Origin of the sequence: Streptomyces lincolnensis, assembly GCF_021173675.1 — a bacterium.
Classification (GTDB): Bacteria; Actinomycetota; Actinomycetes; order Streptomycetales; family Streptomycetaceae; genus Streptomyces; species Streptomyces lincolnensis_B.
The window spans coordinates 420,705-439,933 of sequence record NZ_JAIHON010000009.1; the positions used below are offsets into that span (position 1 = coordinate 420,705).

18 protein-coding genes are annotated in these 19,229 nt (G+C 70.8%); 16 read left to right on the forward strand and 2 right to left on the reverse strand.

Annotated elements, in window-relative coordinates; genetic code table 11:
- Positions 1 to 23 precede the first annotated feature (23 nt).
- Together K4B79_RS28380 and rpsD are read left to right on the forward strand one after the other, a co-directional pair.
- Entirely contained in the window at positions 24 to 1,379 is a 1,356-nt protein-coding gene (locus tag K4B79_RS28380) for a replication-associated recombination protein A (RefSeq protein ID WP_232029770.1), read from the forward strand.
- Between the two features lie 294 nt (positions 1,380 to 1,673).
- Positions 1,674 to 2,288, forward strand: coding sequence for a 30S ribosomal protein S4 (rpsD, locus tag K4B79_RS28385; protein WP_095754424.1), 615 nt, complete (start codon positions 1,674 to 1,676; stop codon positions 2,286 to 2,288).
- A 33-nt stretch (positions 2,289 to 2,321) separates the two neighbouring features.
- Here rpsD and K4B79_RS28390 read toward each other — a convergent pair whose 3' ends face one another.
- Complete coding sequence (locus tag K4B79_RS28390) at positions 2,322 to 4,499, reverse strand: ATP-binding protein (RefSeq protein WP_232029771.1); 2,178 nt, start codon at positions 4,497 to 4,499, stop codon at positions 2,322 to 2,324.
- A gap of 164 nt (positions 4,500 to 4,663) precedes the next feature.
- Here K4B79_RS28390 and K4B79_RS28395 point away from each other — a divergent pair, with 164 nt between their 5' ends.
- The 13 genes from K4B79_RS28395 to nusB all read left to right on the forward strand — a co-directional run bounded on the left by K4B79_RS28395 (position 4,664) and on the right by nusB (position 17,610).
- Complete coding sequence (locus tag K4B79_RS28395; protein WP_232029772.1) at positions 4,664 to 5,113, forward strand: DUF948 domain-containing protein; 450 nt, start codon at positions 4,664 to 4,666, stop codon at positions 5,111 to 5,113.
- 9 nt (positions 5,114 to 5,122) lie between these two features.
- Positions 5,123 to 5,473 (forward strand): hypothetical protein, encoded by a 351-nt coding sequence (locus K4B79_RS28400; RefSeq protein WP_232029773.1) that lies wholly within the window; start codon positions 5,123 to 5,125, stop codon positions 5,471 to 5,473.
- A complete protein-coding gene (gene alaS, locus K4B79_RS28405) occupies positions 5,473 to 8,145 on the forward strand; it encodes an alanine--tRNA ligase (protein ID WP_232029774.1) in 2,673 nt (890 codons plus the stop codon). The genes K4B79_RS28400 and alaS overlap by 1 nt, the downstream gene beginning before the upstream one ends.
- On the forward strand, positions 8,145 to 8,609 hold the full coding sequence (ruvX, locus tag K4B79_RS28410; protein ID WP_232029775.1) for a Holliday junction resolvase RuvX: 465 nt from the start codon (positions 8,145 to 8,147) through the stop codon (positions 8,607 to 8,609). The genes alaS and ruvX overlap by 1 nt, the downstream gene beginning before the upstream one ends.
- Before the next feature lie 124 nt (positions 8,610 to 8,733).
- On the forward strand, positions 8,734 to 10,512 hold the full coding sequence (gene mltG / locus K4B79_RS28415) for an endolytic transglycosylase MltG (RefSeq protein ID WP_232029776.1): 1,779 nt from the start codon (positions 8,734 to 8,736) through the stop codon (positions 10,510 to 10,512).
- A 15-nt stretch (positions 10,513 to 10,527) separates the two neighbouring features.
- A complete protein-coding gene (locus K4B79_RS28420) occupies positions 10,528 to 11,364 on the forward strand; it encodes a shikimate dehydrogenase (RefSeq protein WP_232029777.1) in 837 nt (278 codons plus the stop codon).
- Positions 11,365 to 11,540: 176 nt separating this feature from the next.
- Positions 11,541 to 12,725 carry a chorismate synthase gene (gene aroC / locus K4B79_RS28425; RefSeq protein WP_232029778.1) on the forward strand — a complete coding sequence of 395 codons (1,185 nt, stop codon included), beginning with the start codon at positions 11,541 to 11,543 and terminating at the stop codon, positions 12,723 to 12,725.
- Complete coding sequence (locus K4B79_RS28430; protein ID WP_232029779.1) at positions 12,722 to 13,240, forward strand: shikimate kinase; 519 nt, start codon at positions 12,722 to 12,724, stop codon at positions 13,238 to 13,240. The genes aroC and K4B79_RS28430 overlap by 4 nt, the downstream gene beginning before the upstream one ends.
- Positions 13,237 to 14,328: a 3-dehydroquinate synthase gene (gene aroB, locus K4B79_RS28435; RefSeq protein ID WP_232029780.1), complete on the forward strand. Its 1,092-nt coding sequence runs from the start codon at positions 13,237 to 13,239 to the stop codon at positions 14,326 to 14,328. Before K4B79_RS28430 ends, aroB begins: the two co-directional genes overlap by 4 nt.
- Before the next feature lie 164 nt (positions 14,329 to 14,492).
- Positions 14,493 to 15,359 (forward strand): Pro-rich N-terminal domain-containing protein, encoded by an 867-nt coding sequence (locus K4B79_RS28440; protein WP_232029781.1) that lies wholly within the window; start codon positions 14,493 to 14,495, stop codon positions 15,357 to 15,359.
- Positions 15,360 to 15,453: 94 nt separating this feature from the next.
- Positions 15,454 to 16,560 (forward strand): aminopeptidase P family protein, encoded by a 1,107-nt coding sequence (locus K4B79_RS28445; protein ID WP_232029782.1) that lies wholly within the window; start codon positions 15,454 to 15,456, stop codon positions 16,558 to 16,560.
- A 52-nt stretch (positions 16,561 to 16,612) separates the two neighbouring features.
- A complete protein-coding gene (efp, locus tag K4B79_RS28450) occupies positions 16,613 to 17,179 on the forward strand; it encodes an elongation factor P (RefSeq protein WP_232029783.1) in 567 nt (188 codons plus the stop codon).
- Positions 17,180 to 17,181: 2 nt separating this feature from the next.
- The gene (gene nusB, locus K4B79_RS28455) at positions 17,182 to 17,610 is read left to right on the forward strand and encodes a transcription antitermination factor NusB (RefSeq protein WP_232029784.1); all 429 of its coding nucleotides are present in this window, start codon (positions 17,182 to 17,184) and stop codon (positions 17,608 to 17,610) included.
- Between the two features lie 226 nt (positions 17,611 to 17,836).
- On the opposite strand, the gene bldD is transcribed toward nusB, so the two are convergent.
- Entirely contained in the window at positions 17,837 to 18,340 is a 504-nt protein-coding gene (bldD, locus tag K4B79_RS28460; RefSeq protein WP_030038549.1) for a transcriptional regulator BldD, read from the reverse strand.
- Positions 18,341 to 18,613: 273 nt separating this feature from the next.
- Here bldD and pyrR point away from each other — a divergent pair, with 273 nt between their 5' ends.
- On the forward strand, positions 18,614 to 19,207 hold the full coding sequence (pyrR, locus tag K4B79_RS28465) for a bifunctional pyr operon transcriptional regulator/uracil phosphoribosyltransferase PyrR (RefSeq protein WP_232029785.1): 594 nt from the start codon (positions 18,614 to 18,616) through the stop codon (positions 19,205 to 19,207).
- Positions 19,208 to 19,229 lie beyond the last annotated feature (22 nt).

Consider the following 19,229-nt stretch of genomic DNA (forward strand, 5'->3'; position numbering starts at 1 on the left):
TACCGTGAATTAGGGTTTCGGATGTGGAGCCCGACCTGTTCACCGCCGCCGCGGAAGACCGCCAGGAGAAGGACCCGACCGCCAGCCCCCTGGCGGTCCGGATGCGTCCGCGCACCCTCGACGAGGTGGTCGGCCAGCAGCACCTGCTCAAGCCGGGCTCACCCCTGCGCCGCCTGGTCGGCGAGAGCGCGGGCGGCCCGGCCGGACCCTCCTCGGTGATCCTCTGGGGCCCGCCCGGCACCGGGAAGACCACCCTGGCGTACGTCGTCTCCAAGGCCACCAACAAGCGGTTCGTGGAGCTGTCGGCGATCACCGCCGGCGTCAAGGAGGTCCGCGCCGTCATCGACGGGGCCCGCCGCGCCACCGGCGGCTTCGGCAAGGAGACCGTCCTCTTCCTCGACGAGATCCACCGCTTCAGCAAGGCCCAGCAGGACTCCCTGCTCCCGGCCGTCGAGAACCGCTGGGTCACCCTGATCGCGGCGACCACCGAGAACCCGTACTTCTCGGTGATCTCGCCCCTGCTCTCCCGCTCGCTGCTGCTGACCCTCGAACCCCTCACGGACGACGACCTCAGAGGGCTCCTGAGGCGGGCCCTGAGCGATGAGCGGGGCCTGAAGGAAGCCGTCGCCCTCCCCGAGGACACCGAGGACCACCTGCTGCGGATCGCCGGCGGCGACGCCCGCCGCGCCCTGACCGCCCTGGAAGCGGCCGCCGGGGCCGCGCTCGACAAGGGCGAGGCGGAGATCTCCCTCACCACGCTGGAGGAGACCGTCGACCGCGCGGCCGTGAAGTACGACCGCGACGGCGACCAGCACTACGACGTCGCCAGCGCCCTCATCAAGTCCATCCGGGGTTCGGACGTCGACGCGGCCCTGCACTACCTGGCCCGCATGATCGAGGCCGGCGAGGACCCCCGCTTCATCGCCCGCCGCCTGATGATCTCCGCGAGCGAGGACATCGGCCTGGCCGACCCCAACGCGCTGTCCATAGCGGTCGCCGCCGCCCAGGCCGTCGCCATGATCGGCTTCCCCGAGGCCGCGCTGACGCTGAGCCACGCCACCATCGCCCTCGCGCTGGCCCCCAAGTCCAACGCCGCGACCATGGCGATCGGCGCCGCCATGGAGGACGTACGCAAGGGACACGCGGGACCCGTGCCGACGCACCTGAGGGACGGGCACTACAAGGGCGCGGCCAAGCTCGGGCACGCCCAGGGGTACGTCTACCCGCACGACCTGCCCGAAGGCATCGCCGCCCAGCAGTACGCCCCGGAGGAGCTGAAGGACCGGGAGTACTACACACCCACCCGGCACGGCGCCGAGGCCCGGTACGCCGACGCGGTGGAGTGGACCCGCAAGCACCTCGGTCGTAGGCGGTCCTGAGCACCCTGTAGAATCCCTCGAAGCGCTGTGTCCCGTGCAGTCAGAACGGGACGGTCAGCCGGAACCCCTTGTGGGTTCCAGGAGCGTCGCGCACCGTTCGAATGGTGTCGCGGGCAGCCCACCACCCCTCACCACACGGTGAGACCGGTCGGTGGGCCACTCGCGTGCTGCACGTATGTGCCCAGACCAGGGGAGCGGCTACTCGCCCCGTCCGCGAGGACGGGGAGGGTTTCCCCGGCTGCGGATGCGACCTCCCATAACTCTGACAAGCCGAACACCGAGAAATGAGAGATCGTGGCGAACCAGTCCCGCCCCAAGGTCAAGAAGTCGCGTGCCCTCGGCATCGCGCTGACCCCGAAGGCCGTCAAGTACTTCGAGGCCCGTCCCTACCCGCCGGGTGAGCACGGCCGTGGCCGCAAGCAGAACTCGGACTACAAGGTCCGTCTGCTCGAGAAGCAGCGTCTGCGCGCGCAGTACGACGTGTCCGAGCGCCAGCTCGTCCGCGCCTACGAGCGTGCCTCCAAGGTCCAGGGCAAGACCGGTGAGGCCCTGATCATCGAGCTCGAGCGCCGTCTCGACGCGCTGGTCCTGCGTTCGGGCATCGCCCGCACGATCTACCAGGCCCGCCAGATGGTCGTCCACGGCCACATCGAGGTCAACGGCCAGAAGGTCGACAAGCCGTCCTTCCGCGTCAAGCCCGACGACGTCGTGATGGTCCGCGAGCGCAGCCGTGAGAAGACCCTCTTCTCCATCGCCCGTGAGGGCGGCTTCGCCCCCGACGGCGAGACCCCGCGCTACCTCCAGGTGAACCTCCGTGCCCTGGCCTTCCGCCTGGACCGCGAGCCGAACCGCAAGGAGATCCCGGTGATCTGCGACGAGCAGCTCGTCGTCGAGTACTACGCCCGCTGATCATCCGGCAGCGGACGTAGCACCACCTGCGCGTCAGCCCGTCGTCTCCCCACCGTTCCGGGTGGGCGAGGCGGCGGGCTCGCGCATGTCCGGGGGCAGCGGCACCGTCGTGTGCCGCACCGGCCCGCGCGGTGCCGGCAGCGCGTCCGCCGTCCCCGCACTCGGCGCCGACCAGCCCAGCGCCCGGGACACCGCGGCCTCCCGGCCCAGCCGCGTCCCCTGCCGTACGCACTCCTCGTACCGCTCGTCCCCCAGCTGCTCGCGGGCTCTCGCCTCGCACAGCTCGTGCGGGGCGTTGAAGTACGCCGAGCCGAACAGCGGCAGGCCCACCGACGGCCACAGCGCGGCCGCCGCGCCCTGCAGCACCGCGGCCTCCGCCGGGTCGCCCTCGGTGGCCGTGACCAGGGCCAGCAGCTCGATCGACAGCACCGAGCCGAGCAGGTCGCGGAAGGAGTGGGCACTGCTCAGGCAGTCCGTCAGCAGCTCCCGCGCCCGGGCGGACTCGCCCCCGCTCCAGGCGGCGTACGCCAGGACGAACAGCGCGTAGGCGCGCGCCCAGCGCTCGCCGTGGTCGTCGCACACCACCCGGACGTCCTCGCACAGCCGCACCGCGTCCGGCAGATCGCCCAGGAACGCCCGCGCCATCGCCAGCTCCACCTGGCCCATCAGCACATTGCTGTTGAGCTCGCCGATCTCGCGGTAGCGCTCCAGCGCCGAGCGCAGCAGCCTCTCCGCGCGCGCCATGTCGTCGGTCACCAGGGCCAGACAGCCGGTGCGGTGCTCCGCGTAGGCCACCCCCGTCGCGCTCGCGGCCCGCTCCGCCTCCTCTCGGCACTCCTGGAGCGCCGCCAGCGCGGGCACCCTGTCGCCCTGGAGGACCGCCACATAGCCGAGCACCCACAAAGCCTTGAGCCGCGGCCGCGTGTGGTCCGACTCCAGCCGGACGGCCTGCTCCAGCCAGTGCCGGCCCTCCGCCAGCCGGCCGCAGCCGACCCAGCAGAACCACAGCGCGCCCGCGAGGAACTGGCCCAGATGGGCCTCCTCCGGGTCCGCCAGGCTGTACTCCAGGGCGCAGCGCAGGTTCGGCAGATCGGCGTCGACACGCGCGGCCACCTCCCGCTGACGCGGGGAGAACCAGTCCAGCTCGCACCACGTCGCCAGCCCCACGTACCAGTCGCGGTGCCGGCGGCGCAGCCGGTCCGCGTCGCCCGTCGCCTCCAGCCAGTCGGCGCCGTAGGCCCGGACCGTGTCCAGCATCCGGTAACGCACGCCCGCCGGGGTCTCCTCGCGGGTGATCACGGACTGGGCGAGCAGCTCGGTCAGGACGTCGAGGACGTCGTCGGAGGGCAGGCCGTCGCCGCAGCACACGTACTCGGCGGCCTCCAGGTCGAACCGCCCGGCGAACACCGACAGCCGCGACCACAGCAACCGCTCCTCGGGGCTGCACAGTTCGTGGCTCCTGCCGATCGCCGTACGCAGGGTGCGGTGCCGGGGGAGCGCGTCCCGTGAGCCGCCGGTCAGCAGCTGGAAGCGGTCGTCGAGGCGTTCCAGCAGCTGCCCGGGGGACAGCGCCCGCAGCCGGCCCGCGGCCAGCTCGATCGCCAGCGGGATGCCGTCCAGCCGCCGGCACAGTCGCCGTACCTCCGGATCGTCCCGCAGCGCGATCCCGTGCAGTGCCGCACGGTCCACGAGCAGCTCGACCGCCTCGTCCTCGGCCAGCGGCTCCAGCGGGAACACGCGCTCACCCGCCACGCCCAGCGGCCGGCGCCCCACCGCGAGCACCCGCAGTCCGGGAGCGCGGCCCAGCAGCTCGCCCACCAGGTCGGCACACGCGGCCGTCAGGTGCTCGAACCCGTCGAGGACCAGCAGGAGCCGGCACCCGGCCAGATGCGCGAGCAGCGTCTCGCGCGGCGCACGCGTGGTGTGGTCCGTCAGGCCCAGGGCGTCCACCACCGCGTGGTCCACGAACTCCGGGTCGCGCACCGGCGCCAGCTCCACCCGCGCGATCCCGTCCGGGGGAGCGGATCGAGCCGCCGCCCGCGCCGCGAGCCGGGACTTGCCGACCCCGCCGGGCCCGGTCACAGTCACCAGCCGGCCCGCGTCGAGCGTCCGCGCCAGCCCCGCGAGTTCGGCCGAGCGGCCCACGAACGCGGTGAGTTCCAAGGGGAGATCGCCGTTCAGAGGCGTACCGCCGGACTGATCTTCGCACATGGAACACGGAGCGTACTGAGACGTGTTCGGTCCGTACAGTCGGTGCGCGCGACTCGGGCGGCCACGGGCGGCAATCCGGTGCGGAGCGCCGTCGCGGGCGCGATAGGCTCGGCGTACGACTTTTCGTTACGCATTTTCGTTACGCAGCACGTTTCAGGGAGCGGGTGCACACAGTGTCCGGTGGAGAGGTTGCCGGGATCCTGGTGGCCGTCTTCTGGGCGATCCTGGTGTCCTTCCTCGCCGTCGCGCTGGCGAGGCTGGCCCAGACGCTCAGGGCGACCACCAAGCTGGTCGCGGACGTGACGGATCAGGCCGTCCCGCTGCTGGCCGACGCCTCCGCGGCGGTGCGCTCCGCGCAGACCCAGATCGACCGGGTGGACGCCATCGCCTCGGACGTCCAGGAGGTCACGTCGAACGCGTCGGCGCTGTCCACCACCGTGGCCTCCACCTTCGGCGGCCCCCTGGTCAAGGTCGCGGCCTTCGGCTACGGCGTGCGCCGGGCGATCACCGGCCGCAAGGACGACGTGCCCGCCAAGGAGCCCCGGCGTACCGTGATCGTGGGCCGCACGGTCTCCCGACGGGACAAGCGGAACACCCGAGGGAAGAGGGACTGAGAGCCAGCGATGTTCCGCCGTACCTTCTGGTTCACCACGGGCGTCGCCGCCGGTGTGTGGGCCACCACCAAGGTCAACCGCAAGCTGAAGCAGCTGACGCCGGAGAGCCTCGCCAAGACCGCGGGGAACAAGGCGATCGAGGCAGGCCACCGCATCAAGGACCGTGCCGTCGGCTTCGCGCTCGACGTGCGGGACAACATGGCCGTGCGGGAGGCCGAGCTGGGCGACGCCCTCGGGATCAACGAGAATCCCGAACTCCCCGCCCCCCGGCGTCACGCCATCGAGAACCGCAACAACCCGAAGTACGTCGAGGGCTCGACGTACCCGACGTACTCGTACAACCGGAATGAGGACCACTGATGGAGTCGGCTGAAATCCGCCGCCGCTGGTTGAGCTTCTTCGAGGAGCGCGGTCACACCGTCGTCCCTTCGGCGTCGCTCATCGCGGACGACCCGACTCTGCTGCTCGTCCCCGCCGGCATGGTGCCCTTCAAGCCCTACTTCCTGGGTGAGGTCAAGCCGCCCTTCGCGCGCGCCACCAGCGTGCAGAAGTGCGTGCGCACGCCCGACATCGAAGAGGTCGGCAAGACCACCCGCCACGGCACCTTCTTCCAGATGTGCGGCAACTTCTCCTTCGGCGACTACTTCAAGGAAGGCGCCATCCAGTACGCCTGGGAGCTGCTCACCAGCCCCCAGGACAAGGGTGGTTACGGCCTGGAGCCGGAGAAGCTCTGGATCACCGTCTACAAGGACGACGACGAGGCCGAGCGCATCTGGCACGAGGTCGTCGGTGTGCCGAAGGAGCGCATCCAGCGCCTGGGCATGAAGGACAACTACTGGTCCATGGGCGTCCCCGGACCCTGTGGCCCCTGTTCCGAGATCAACTACGACCGCGGCCCCGAGTTCGGCGTCGAGGGTGGCCCCGCCGTCAACGACGAGCGGTACGTGGAGATCTGGAACCTCGTCTTCATGCAGTACGAGCGCGGCGAGGGCATCGGCAAGGACAACTTCGAGATCCTCGGCGAGCTGCCGAGCAAGAACATCGACACGGGCCTCGGCCTGGAGCGCCTCGCCATGATTCTGCAGGGCGTGCAGAACATGTACGAGATCGACACCTCCATGGCCGTCATCAAGAAGGCCACCGAACTGACGGGTGTGGCCTACGGCGACGCCCACGCCTCGGACGTCTCCCTGCGCGTGGTCACCGACCACATGCGCACCTCGGTGATGCTCATCGGCGACGGCGTGACCCCCGGCAACGAGGGCCGGGGCTACGTGCTGCGCCGCATCATGCGCCGCGCCATCCGCAACATGCGCCTGCTGGGCGCCACCGGACCCGTCGTGCTCGATCTGATCGACACCGTCATCCGGATGATGGGCCAGCAGTACCCGGAGCTGGTCACCGACCGCGAGCGCATCGAGAAGGTCGCCGTCGCCGAGGAGAACGCCTTCCTCAAGGCCCTCAAGGGCGGCACGAACATCCTCGACACCGCCGTCACCGAGACCAAGCAGGCCGGCGGCACGGTCCTCTCCGGCGACAAGGCGTTCCTGCTCCACGACACCTGGGGCTTCCCGATCGACCTCACCCTGGAGATGGCCGCCGAGCAGGGCCTCTCCGTGGACGAGGACGGCTTCCGCCGCCTGATGAAGGAGCAGCGGGAGCGCGCCAAGGCCGACGCCCAGGCGAAGAAGACCGGTCACGCCGGCGCCGGTGCCTACCGTGAGATCGCCGACCAGGCGGGTGCCACCGACTTCGTCGGTTACACGGACACCGAGAGTGAGTCCACGATCGTCGGCATCCTCGTCGACGGCGCCTCCTCGCCGGCCGCCACCGAGGGCGACGAGGTCGAGATCGTCCTCGACCGCACCCCCTTCTACGCCGAGGGCGGCGGCCAGATCGGCGACACCGGGAAGATCAAGGTCGACTCCGGTGCCGTCATCGAGATCCGCGACTGCCAGAAGCCGGTCCCGGGCGTCTACGTCCACAAGGGCGTCGTGCAGTTCGGCGAGGTCACCGTCGGTGCCAAGGCCCACGCCTCGATCGACGCCCGCCGTCGCACGGCCATCGCCCGCGCCCACTCGGCCACCCACCTCACCCACCAGGCCCTGCGTGACGCGCTCGGCCCGACGGCCGCCCAGGCCGGTTCCGAGAACCAGCCCGGCCGCTTCCGCTTCGACTTCGGCTCCCCGTCCGCCGTTCCCACGACGGTGATGACCGACGTCGAGCAGCGGATCAACGAGGTGCTCGCCCGCGACCTCGACGTCCGCGCCGACGTCATGGGCATCGACGAGGCCAAGAAGCAGGGCGCCATCGCCGAGTTCGGCGAGAAGTACGGCGACCGCGTGCGCGTGGTCACCATCGGCGACTTCTCCAAGGAGCTGTGCGGCGGCACCCATGTGCACAACACCTCGCAGCTCGGCCTGGTCAAGCTGCTCGGCGAGTCGTCCATCGGTTCCGGGGTCCGCCGTATCGAGGCGCTCGTCGGTGTCGACGCCTACAACTTCCTCGCCCGGGAGCACACGGTCGTCGCCCAGCTCCAGGAGCTGATCAAGGGCCGTCCGGAGGAGCTTCCGGAGAAGGTCTCCGCCATGCTCGGCAAGCTCAAGGACGCCGAGAAGGAGATCGAGAAGTTCCGCGCGGAGAAGGTCCTCCAGGCCGCGGCCGGTCTCGCCGAGTCCGCCAAGGACGTCCGCGGCGTCGCCGTGGTGACCGGTCAGGTCCCCGACGGCACGAGCGCCGACGACCTGCGCAAGCTGGTCCTCGACGTGCGGGGCCGCATCCAGGGCGGACGGGCCGCGGTCGTGGCCCTGTTCGCGGTCAGCAACGGCAAGCCGCTGACGGTCATCGCCACCAATGAGGCCGCCCGCGAGCGCGGTCTGAAGGCCGGTGACCTGGTGCGTACGGCCGCCAAGACCCTCGGTGGCGGCGGTGGCGGCAAGCCGGACGTCGCCCAGGGCGGCGGCCAGAACCCGGCCGCGGTCGGCGAGGCCGTCGAAGCGGTGGAGCGTCTGGTCGGGGAGACGGCCAAGTAATGCGCAGAGGCCGGCGTCTGGCGATCGACGTCGGGGACGCCCGGATCGGGGTCGCTTCGTGCGACCCCGACGGGATCCTCGCCACCCCGGTGGAAACCGTCCCGGGCCGGGACCTCCCGGCAGCTCACCGCCGACTGAAGCAGCTGGTCGAGGAGTACGAGCCGATCGAGGTCGTCGTCGGGCTCCCGCGCTCCCTCAAGGGGGGCGAGGGCCCGGCCGCGGTCAAGGTCCGCGGCTTCGCCCAGGAGCTCGCTCGCATGATCGCGCCGGTTCCGGTGAGACTCGTGGACGAGCGCATGACCACGGTGACGGCCAGTCAGGGACTGCGCGCCTCGGGTGTGAAGTCCAAAAAGGGCAGAGCGGTCATCGACCAGGCAGCCGCCGTGATCATCCTGCAACAGGCGCTGGAATCCGAACGGGTGTCAGGTAAAGCACTCGGCGAACGCGTCGAAGTGGTCATCTGATCGCGATACGGTAACGTTCCGCGCGCGATGTGGCGGCATTCGAACAGCTGCTGCACAAAGAGAGGCGGGACGGTGGCCAAGCCGTGAAACGGGCAACCGCCCCCCTCGCGGCTCTAGGGGTTTGATGACTGAGTATGGCCGGGGCCAGGGCTCCGAACCGTGGCATCCGGAGGACCCGTTGTACGGGGACGGCGGATGGGGCGGACAGCAGGCCCAGGAGGGTCGGCAGTCCCCCTACGGCGGCCAGCCGCAGCACTATCCGGAGCAGCCGCAGCAGCCGCAGTACGACAACGGTGGCTGGGGCGACGGCCAGCAGGCCGCATACGGTCAGGCGCAGCAGCACGACCCGCACCAGCAGTACCAGCAGCAGTACGGCGAGCAGCAGTACGACCAGCAGTACAACGGTCAGCAGTACAACGGCCCGCAGCACAACGGTCAGCAGTACGACGGCTCGCAGCACAATGGTCAGCAGTACGAGCAGCAGCAGTACGCCGCCCAGACCCAGCAGCAGTACGACAACGGCAGCTGGGGCACGGGCACGCACACGCATGTCCAGTACACCGACCCCTCGGACCCGTACGGCCAGCAGAACGCGTCCTACGGCGGCGACCAGCGGGACTACTACGGCACCCCCGACGCGTATCCGCCCCCGGAGCCGCCCAGCCGTCGCCAGGCCGAGCCGGAACCACCGCGGACCGACTGGGATCCCGGCCCCGACCAGGGCGAACACGCCTTCTTCTCGGGCGCCGACGACGATGACGACTCCGACGACCCGCGGGACGACCGCGACGAGCGCCGGGGCCGCGGCGGCAAGAAACCCAAGAAGCGGCGCAGCGGCTGTGCCTGTCTGGTGCTGACGTTGATCTTCGTCGGAGGTGTCGGCGGGGTCGGCTACTTCGGCTACCAGTTCTACCAGGATCGTTTCGGCTCGGCGCCGGACTTCGCGGGCGACGGGACCGGCGAGACGGTGCCCGTCTCGGTGCCGACGGGCGCGGGCGGCGCCGAGATCGGGCGGCTGCTCAAGGCGGCGGGGGTCGTCAAGAGCGTCGACGCCTTCGTGTCGGCGTTCGCGCAGAACAAGGACTCGGCCAAGATCCAGGCCGGCTCGTATCTGCTGAACAAGGAGATGTCCGCCGAGAGCGCCGTGGCGCTGATGCTCGACCCGAAGAGCCAGAACAACCTGCTCATCCCCGAGGGCACGCGCAACGCGAAGGTCTATGAGCTGATCGACACACGCCTCGGTGTTTCCAAGGGCACGACGGCGAAGGTCGCGAAAGAGGACTACAAGAAGCTCGGCCTTCCCGACTGGGCCCTGGACCAGCCCAACCTCAAGGACCCGCTGGAAGGGTTCCTCTACCCCTCCGCCTACGCGGCCAGCAAGGGGGAGAAGCCGGAAAGCGTCCTGAAGGACATGGTCGCCCGGGCCACCGAGAAGTACGAGGAACTCGGCCTGGAGAAGAAGGCCGAGAGCCTGGGCCTCGACGGGCCTTGGCAACTGCTCACCGTCGCGAGTCTGGTGCAGGCCGAAGGCACGAGCCACGACGACTTCCGCAAGATGGCCGAGGTCGTCTACAACCGGCTCAAGCCCGGAAACCCGCAGACCAACGGCATGCTGGAGTTCGACTCCACGTACAACTACGTGAAGAACCAGAGCAAGATCGACCTGACCATCGCCGAGCTGCGCCAGTACGACAACCGCTACAACACGTACTTCTACAAGGGCCTGCCGCCCGGCCCGATCGACAACCCCGGCGAGGACGCGCTCAAGGGCGCGCTCAACCCGACGAGTGAGGGCTGGTACTACTTCATCTCCCTGGACGGCAAGACCAGCAAGTTCACCAAGACCCTCGCGGAGCACGACAAGCTCGTCCAGGAGTTCAACGCGTCGAGGAACAACGGCTGAGTGAATGGTGTGATGATGTCCGAGAATGTCCGTAGAACTCGGGCAGCGGTGCTGGGCAAGCCCATTTCCCACTCCCTCTCGCCGGTGCTGCACTGTGCCGCCTACGAGGAACTGCGCCTCACGGACTGGTCGTACGAACGCTTCGAACTCGACGAGGCGGCCCTGCCGGGATTCTTCGCGGACCTCGGACCTGAGTGGGCCGGGCTGTCGGTCACCATGCCGCTGAAACGTGCCGTCATCCCGCTGCTCGACGAGATCACCGAGACGGCGGCCTCGGTCGAGGCGGTCAACACCGTGGTGTTCACGGAGGACGGCCGCCGGGTCGGCGACAACACCGACATCCCCGGCATGGTCGCCGCCCTGCGCGAGCACGGCATCGAGCAGGTCGACTCCGCGGCGATCCTCGGCGCCGGCGCCACCGCCTCCTCCGCCCTGGCCGCGCTGGCCCGGATCTGCACCGGCGAGGTCGTCGTGTACGTCCGCAGCGAGGCCCGTGCCGCCGAGATGCGGCAGTGGGGCGAGCGGCTCGACGTCGAGGTGCGCACCGCCGACTGGGCCGGCGCCGCCGAGGCCCTGCGTGCCCCGCTCGTCATCGCCACCACCCCGGCCGGCGCCACCGACGAGCTGTCGGCGCTGCTCCCGGAACGGCCCGCCACCCTGTTCGACGTGCTCTACGACCCGTGGCCGACCGCGCTGGCGGCCCGCTGGTCGGCGTACGGCGGTGCCGTGGTCAGCGGCCTCGACCTGCTCGTCCACCAGGCGGTGCTCCAGGTCGAGCAGATGACCGGGCGGACCCCGGCGCCCCTCGGCGCCATGCGGAAGGCCGGAGAGCACGCGCTCGCCGCACGCTGAGTTCCCCTGCGGCCCGGCCCCCGCGTCCGTCTGATGGACCGGCGGCCTGCCCCGCCCGCCGGACGTGGGAGGATCGGAGGTGGCGGGCCGGGGCCGCGCACCTGGTCGCGCCGTTGCCGTACACGAGGACGCGCGTACGCAGGGCAGTACCAGGGCGCGAGCATGGAGGAGCACCGTTGAGCAGGTTGCGCTGGCTGACCGCGGGGGAGTCCCACGGTCCCGCACTCGTGGCGACGCTGGAGGGACTTCCCGCCGGCGTGCCGATCACCACGGAGATGGTGGCGGACCACCTGGCCCGGCGCCGGCTCGGCTATGGACGCGGTGCGCGCATGAAGTTCGAGCGCGACGAGGTCACCTTCATCGGCGGCGTACGGCACGGCCTGACCATGGGCTCGCCGGTCGCGATCATGGTGGGCAACACCGAGTGGCCCAAGTGGGAGCAGGTGATGGCGGCCGACCCGGTCGACCCCGAGATCCTCGCGGGCCTGGCCCGCAACGCCCCGCTGACCCGCCCCCGTCCCGGCCACGCCGACCTCGCCGGTATGCAGAAGTACGGCTTCGACGAGGCCCGGCCGATCCTGGAGCGGGCCTCCGCGCGGGAGACGGCGGCCCGGGTGGCGCTGGGCGCGGTGGCCCGGTCGTACCTGAAGGAGACGGCCGGCGTCGAGATCGTCAGCCATGTCGTGGAGCTGGCCTCGGTGAAGGCGCCGCAGGGCGTGTACCCTACCCCGGCCGACGTGGAGAAGCTGGACGCCGACCCGGTGCGCTGCCTGGACGCCGACGCCTCGAAGGCGATGGTCGCGGAGATCGACCAGGCCCACAAGGACGGCGACACCCTCGGTGGCGTGGTCGAGATCCTGGCCTACGGCGTCCCCGTGGGCCTGGGCTCGCACGTGCACTGGGACCGCAAGCTGGACGCCCGGCTCGCCGGTGCCCTGATGGGCATCCAGGCGATCAAGGGTGTGGAGATCGGCGACGGCTTCGAGCTGGCACGGGTGCCGGGCTCCAAGGCGCACGACGAGATCGTGAAGACGGACGAGGGCATCCGCCGCGTGTCGGGCCGTTCCGGCGGCACCGAGGGCGGGCTCACCACCGGTGAGCTGCTGCGGGTCCGCGCGGCGATGAAGCCGATCGCGACCGTGCCGCGCGCGTTGCAGACGGTGGACGTCACCACCGGCGAGGCCACCCGGGCCCACCACCAGCGCTCCGACGTGTCGGCGGTACCGGCGGCCGGGATCGTCGCCGAGGCGATGGTCGCCCTGGTCCTCGCGGACGCGGTGGCGGAGAAGTTCGGCGGCGACTCGGTGCCCGAGACCCGCCGCAACGTGCGCTCCTACCTCGACAACCTGGCCATCCGATGAGCGCAGCACCTCTGGTCGTGCTGGTCGGCCCGATGGGCGTGGGCAAGTCCACCGTCGGGCAACTGCTCGCCGAGCGGCTCGGGGTCTCCTACCGCGACACCGACGACGACATCGTGGCCGAGCAGGGCCGGTCGATCGCGGAGATCTTCGTCGAGGAGGGCGAGTCGGCCTTCCGGGCGATCGAGAAGCAGGCGGTGCACCGGGCGCTGGCCGAGCACACCGGGATCCTGGCCCTGGGCGGCGGCGCGATCCTGGACGCGGACACCCGCGCGGCACTGGCCGGCCTGCGGGTGGTCTACCTCTCGATGGACGTCGAGGAGGCGGTCAAGCGCACCGGACTGAACGCGGCCCGCCCGCTGCTCGCGGTCAACCCGCGCAAGCAGTGGCGCGAGCTGATGGAAGCCCGTCGGCACCTGTACGAGGAGATCGCCACGGCGGTCGTGGCCACGGACGGCCGCACGCCCGAAGAGGTCACCCAAGTGGCCTTGGACGCACTGGAGTTGAAGGAAGCATGAGCGAGGCAGTCACCCGGATCCAGGTCGGCGGCAGCGCGGGCAGCGACCCCTACGAGGTCCTGGTGGGCCGTCAGCTCCTGGGCGAACTCGGCGCTCTGATCGGCGAGAAGGCGCAGCGGGTCGCGGTCGTCCACCCGGAGGCGCTGGCCGACACCGGCGAGGCGCTCCGCGCCGACCTGGCCGATCAGGGCTACGAGGCCGTCGCCATCCAGGTGCCCAACGCCGAGGAGGCCAAGACCGCCGAGGTCGCCGCCTACTGCTGGAAGGCGCTCGGCCAGTCCGGCTTCACCCGCACCGACGTCATCGTCGGCGTCGGCGGCGGCTCCACCACCGACCTGGCCGGGTTCGTGGCCGCGACCTGGCTGCGCGGGGTGCGCTGGATCGCGGTGCCGACCACGGTGCTGGCCATGGTGGACGCGGCGGTCGGCGGCAAGACCGGCATCAACACCGCCGAGGGCAAGAACCTGGTGGGGGCCTTCCACCCGCCGGCCGGCGTGCTCTGCGACCTCGCCGCGCTGGACTCCCTGCCGGTCCACGACTACGTCTCCGGCCTGGCCGAGATCATCAAGGCCGGCTTCATCGCCGACCCGCAGATCCTCCAGCTCATCGAGGCCGACCCGCATGCCGCCCGCACCCCGGCCGGTCCGCACACCGCCGAGCTGATCGAGCGGTCCATCCGGGTCAAGGCCGAGGTGGTCTCCTCCGACCTGAAGGAAGCGGGCCTCAGGGAGATTCTCAACTACGGCCACACGCTCGGCCACGCCATCGAGAAGAACGAGCGCTACCAGTGGCGCCACGGCGCCGCCGTCGCCGTGGGCATGCACTTCGCCGCCGAACTCGGCCGTCTGGCCGGGCGGTTGGACGACGCCACCGCCGACCGGCACCGCACCGTCCTGGAATCCGTCGGGCTGCCGCTGCACTACCGCTACGACCAGTGGCCCAAGCTGCTGCAGAACATGAAGGTCGACAAGAAGTCCCGCGGCGACCTGCTGCGGTTCATCGTGCTGGACGGGCTGGCCAAGCCGACCGTGCTCGAAGGCCCCGACCCGGCCGTCCTGCTCGCCGCCTACGGCGAGGTCGGCGAGTAGCTCCCGGAGTACGGCTTGCGCCCGATTCGCGGTGCGGGCCGGGCACTTCGGACCGCCCTCGGCCGTTTCACCAAATGACGGCCGGGGGCGGTACCGTTCGGTAACGAGCGGGTACGTTTCCCGTTGTCAGCGCCCATCGCCTGTACGAGACGGAGTGGCACCGGATGCAGCACGCAGTGGGTTCTCCGCTGCCGCCGCCCCATCAGCCGGGGCACGGACCGGCCACCGGCTGGTCGCCGGCCGCACACCACCCGGGACCGCATCACCCGGGCACACATCAGGGGTCGGCCCCCGTGCCCCCGCCGCCTCCCGCCCCGGGCTTCACCGGAGTGCCGCCGGCCCCCATGCCGCCCGCGCCGCCGCCGGCTCCAGCGCCCGCGGCTCCGGACACCACGGGCCACGTCCCGCTGCCGCCCGGCGGTCCGGTCGGTGTGCCCAGCGCACCGCCCGCGACGGCGGCGCCCGATCCGGCCGCCGCCACCCTCGCGGTCCTGCTCATCGGTCCCGCGGGGGCCGGGAAGACCAGCGTCGCCAAGTACTGGGCGGACCACCGCCGGGTGCCCACCGCCCACATCAGCCTCGACGACGTCCGCGAATGGGTCCGCTCCGGCTTCGCCGATCCCCAGTCCGGGTGGAACGACCACTCCGAGGCCCAGTACCGCCTGGCCCGCCGCACCTGCGGCTTCGCCGCGCGCAACTTCCTGGCCAACGGCATCTCCTGCATCCTCGACGACGCCGTCTTCCCCGACCGCCCGGTCGTCGGCCTCGGCGGCTGGAAGCGCCATGTCGGCCCCGGCCTCCTCCCGGTCGTCCTCCTCCCCGGCCTGGAGATCGTCCTGGAACGCAACGCCGAGCGCTCCGGCAACCGCCGCCTCACCGACGAAGAGGTCGCCCGCATCCACGGCCGCATGGCCGGCTGGTACGGCTCCGGGCTCCCCATCATCGACAACTCCCAGATGGACGTCCCCCGGACCGCCCAGGTCCTGGACGACGTACTGGCACGATCGATAGCCAGTCCGCCCAGCTGGTAGCCGAGGCGGGAGGAGCCCGGCTCCCCGACCGGTGACGCCCCCACTCGGCCTCTCCCAACACGCGCCCCACCTGCGGAGCTCCTACGCTCATCTCATGTCAGAGGTGTACGCAGCCCGCCGAACCCGTCTCCGGGAGCGCTGTCACGCGCTCGGCGGCGCGGCAGCGGTCGTGACCCGTCCCGCCAACGTCCGCTACCTCGCGGGCGCGGCCCCGCAGGGCGCGGTACTCCTGCTCGGCCGACGCCAGGACCTGCTGGTCTGCAGCGGCCCCCCGGACGACCGGGCCTCCCCGTGGCGCCCCGACGACGCACTGGCGCTGCACGTCCTGGCCGAGCCCGAGGGCGATCCGGCCGTCGCCGCGGCCGGCCTGGCCGCCGCGCAGGGCATCGACGCGCTGGCCGTCGAGGAACACCACCTCACCGTGACCCGGCACCGCGCGCTCGCCTCCGTCGCTCCCCGGCTGCGTCTCGCGGACCTGGGCGGCGCCGTCGAACAGCTCAGGGTGATCAAGGACGAGGAGGAGATCTCCTGCCTCCGCATCGGCGCCGAGATCGCCGACCAGGCACTGGGCGAGCTGCTCGAATCCATCCTCGTCGGCCGCACGGAACGCCACCTCGCCCTGGAACTGGAACGCCGCCTCGTCGACCACGGCGCCGACGGCCCCGCCTTCGCCACCTCCGTCGCCACCGGCCCGAACTCCGGTAAGCGGGCCCACCGGCCCACCGACCGCAGGGTCGAGGAGGGCGACTTCCTCTCCGTCTGCCTCGGTGCCACCTACCGCGGCTACCGCTGCGAGATCGGCCGCACCTTCGTCATCGGTACGTCCCCGGCGGACTGGCAGATCGAGCTGTACGACCTCGTCTTCGCTGCCCAGCGGGCCGGCCGGGAGGCACTGGCACCCGGCGTCGCCTACCGCGACGTGGACCGCGCGGCACGTCAGGTACTGGACTCCGCGGGGTACGGTGAGAGCCTTTCGGCACTGACGGGGCACGGTGTCGGGCTCGAAAACGACGAGGACCCGCAGTTGGCCCCCGCGGCCATGGGTAAACTGGACGCTTGCGTGCCGGTCACCGTCGAACCGGGGGTCCACCTCCCGGGCCGGGGCGGTGTCCGGATCGATGACACGCTCGTCGTCCGCCCCGAGGCGGACGGCGGACCCGAGCTACTCACCATCACGACCAAGGAGCTGCTCGCCCTTTAGACAGGCGCGTGCCCCCGGGGTCGTCCACGTCAGTCCAGGAGATTCCGCAACCGTGGCTTCCACGAACGACCTCAAGAACGGCATGGTGCTCAAGCTCGATGGCGGCCAGCTGTGGTCCGTCGTCGAGTTCCAGCACGTCAAGCCCGGCAAGGGCCCGGCCTTCGTGCGCACCAAGCTCAAGAACGTGCTCTCCGGCAAGGTGGTCGACAAGACCTTCAACGCCGGCGTCAAGGTCGAAACGGCCACCGTCGACAAGCGCGACATGCAGTTCTCCTACATGGACGGCGAGTACTTCGTCTTCATGGACATGGAGACCTACGACCAGCTCATGGTCGACCGCAAGGCCGTCGGCGACGCCGCCAACTTCCTGATCGAGGGCTTCACCGCCACCGTGGCGCAGCACGAGGGCGAGGTGCTCTTCGTCGAGCTGCCGGCCGCCGTCGAGCTCGTCGTGCAGGAGACCGAGCCGGGCGTCCAGGGCGACCGCTCCACCGGCGGCACCAAGCCCGCCATCCTGGAGACCGGTCACCAGATCCAGGTCCCGCTCTTCATCACCACCGGTGAGAAGATCAAGGTCGACACCCGCACGAGCGACTACCTCGGCCGGGTGAACAGCTAACCGTGGCTGCTCGCAACACGGCCCGCAAGCGTGCCTTCCAGATCCTCTTCGAGGGCGACCAGCGCGACGCCGACGTGCTGACGGTCCTCGCGGACTGGGTCCGGCTCTCCCGGGAGGACACCCGGCAGCCGCCGGTCAGCGAGTACACGATGCAACTGGTCGAGGGCTACGCGGGACACGCGAAGCGCATCGACGAGCTGATCGCGCAGTACTCGGTCGGCTGGACGCTGGACCGGATGCCGGTCGTCGACCGCAACATCCTGCGCCTGGGCGCCTACGAGCTGATCTGGGTGGACGAGACGCCCGACGCCGTCGTGCTGGACGAGATGGTCCAGCTGGCGAAGGAGTTCTCCACCGACGAGTCGCCCTCGTTCGTCAACGGTCTGCTCGGCCGCCTCAAGGACCTCAAGGGCTCGCTGCGTCGCGACTAGCTCTGCCGGGTGCCGCCCGGGGCGCGGCGCCGTGGTGGGTGTCGCAGACGGACGCCAGGGGGCCTTGTGCGGCCGCTGACGCCGCTATGGCGGGGTCGGTCCGGCGACGCCGTCGCACGTCCCTCACGGGGCGATCCGCACGACGTACCAAAAACCGCCGGGGTGGCCGGAACCCAATGGGTTCCGGCCACCCCGGCGGTACGTTTCTGCTGAGGTGGGGAGCGGGTCAGCTCTCCTCGTGGGACGCCACCGCACGGCGGGCGTCCGCGTCCAGCACGCCCCAGCTGATCAGCTGCTCGGTGAGGACCGAGGGCGACTGGTCGTAGATGACGGCGAGTGTGCGCAGGTCGTCCTGGCGGATCGAGAGCACCTTGCCGTTGTAGTCACCGCGCTGCGACTGGATCGTGGCCGCGTACCGCTGGAGCGGGCCCGCCTTCTCGGCCGGCACATGGGCCAGGCGCTCCAGGTCCAGGACCAGCTTCGGCGGCGGCTCGGCGGCGCCGCCCGGCGTGGTGCCCGGCAGCAGCTCCTGCACGGGGACCCCGTAGAAATCCGCCAGCTCGGCAAGGCGCTGCACGGTCACGGCGCGGTCACCGCGCTCGTACGACCCGACCACAACCGCCTTCCAGCGTCCTTGGGACTTCTCCTCGACACCGTGGAGGGAAAGGCCCTGCTGGGTGCGGATGGCCCGGAGCTTGGCCCCGAGCTGTTTGGCGTATTCGCTGGACATATAGCTCCCCGGCACTGTGTCGACGCGGCCGGCTGTGTGCATGCCGCGCGGCTGGTAACTCACTGTGAGGTTACGCAGCGTTACTCTTCCGCGTCAAGCCGAATGGTCCGCACCGGCTCTTCCGTGGTATCGGTGGCGGGTTGGGCCGAAGGGGTGATCGGGGGCCACCGAGGGGGTGATCTGCGGTGTCGTGCGGGCCTGCTACCGTGGATGGCGCAAATCCGACGTCCTTTAAGGTCCGTCCCGTGAGGCGGAGAAGGAGGTCCGTTTCATATGGACACGCAGCAGAACAATCCGCAGGACAACCAGCGGGAAGCGGAACCGTCCGATGCCCGGCCCGTTCTCGAGGGCCCCGACATCGCGCGCGTACTGACCCGTATCGCCCACGAGATCGTCGAACGCGCCAAGGGCGCCGACGACGTCGTGCTCCTCGGCATTCCGACCCGGGGCGTCTTCCTCGCCCAGCGGCTCGCCGCCAAGCTGGAGCAGATCACCGAACGCACGATCCCGGTCGGCTCGCTCGACATCACCATGTACCGCGACGACCTGCGCATGCACCCGCCACGCGCACTGGCCCGTACGGACATCCCCGGTGACGGCATCGACGGCCGCCTGGTCGTCCTCGTCGACGACGTGCTCTTCTCCGGCCGCACGATCCGCGCCGCCCTCGACGCCCTGAACGACATCGGGCGCCCGCGCGCGGTCCAGCTGGCGGTCCTCGTCGACAGAGGCCACCGCGAACTGCCCATCCGCGCCGACTACGTCGGCAAGAACCTCCCCACGTCGTTGCGGGAGACGGTCAAGGTCCAGCTCGCCGAGGAGGACGGTCGCGACACCGTGCTGCTCGGCGCGAAGCGGGACCGGTAGCAGGCAGACGGCGTACGCCGGT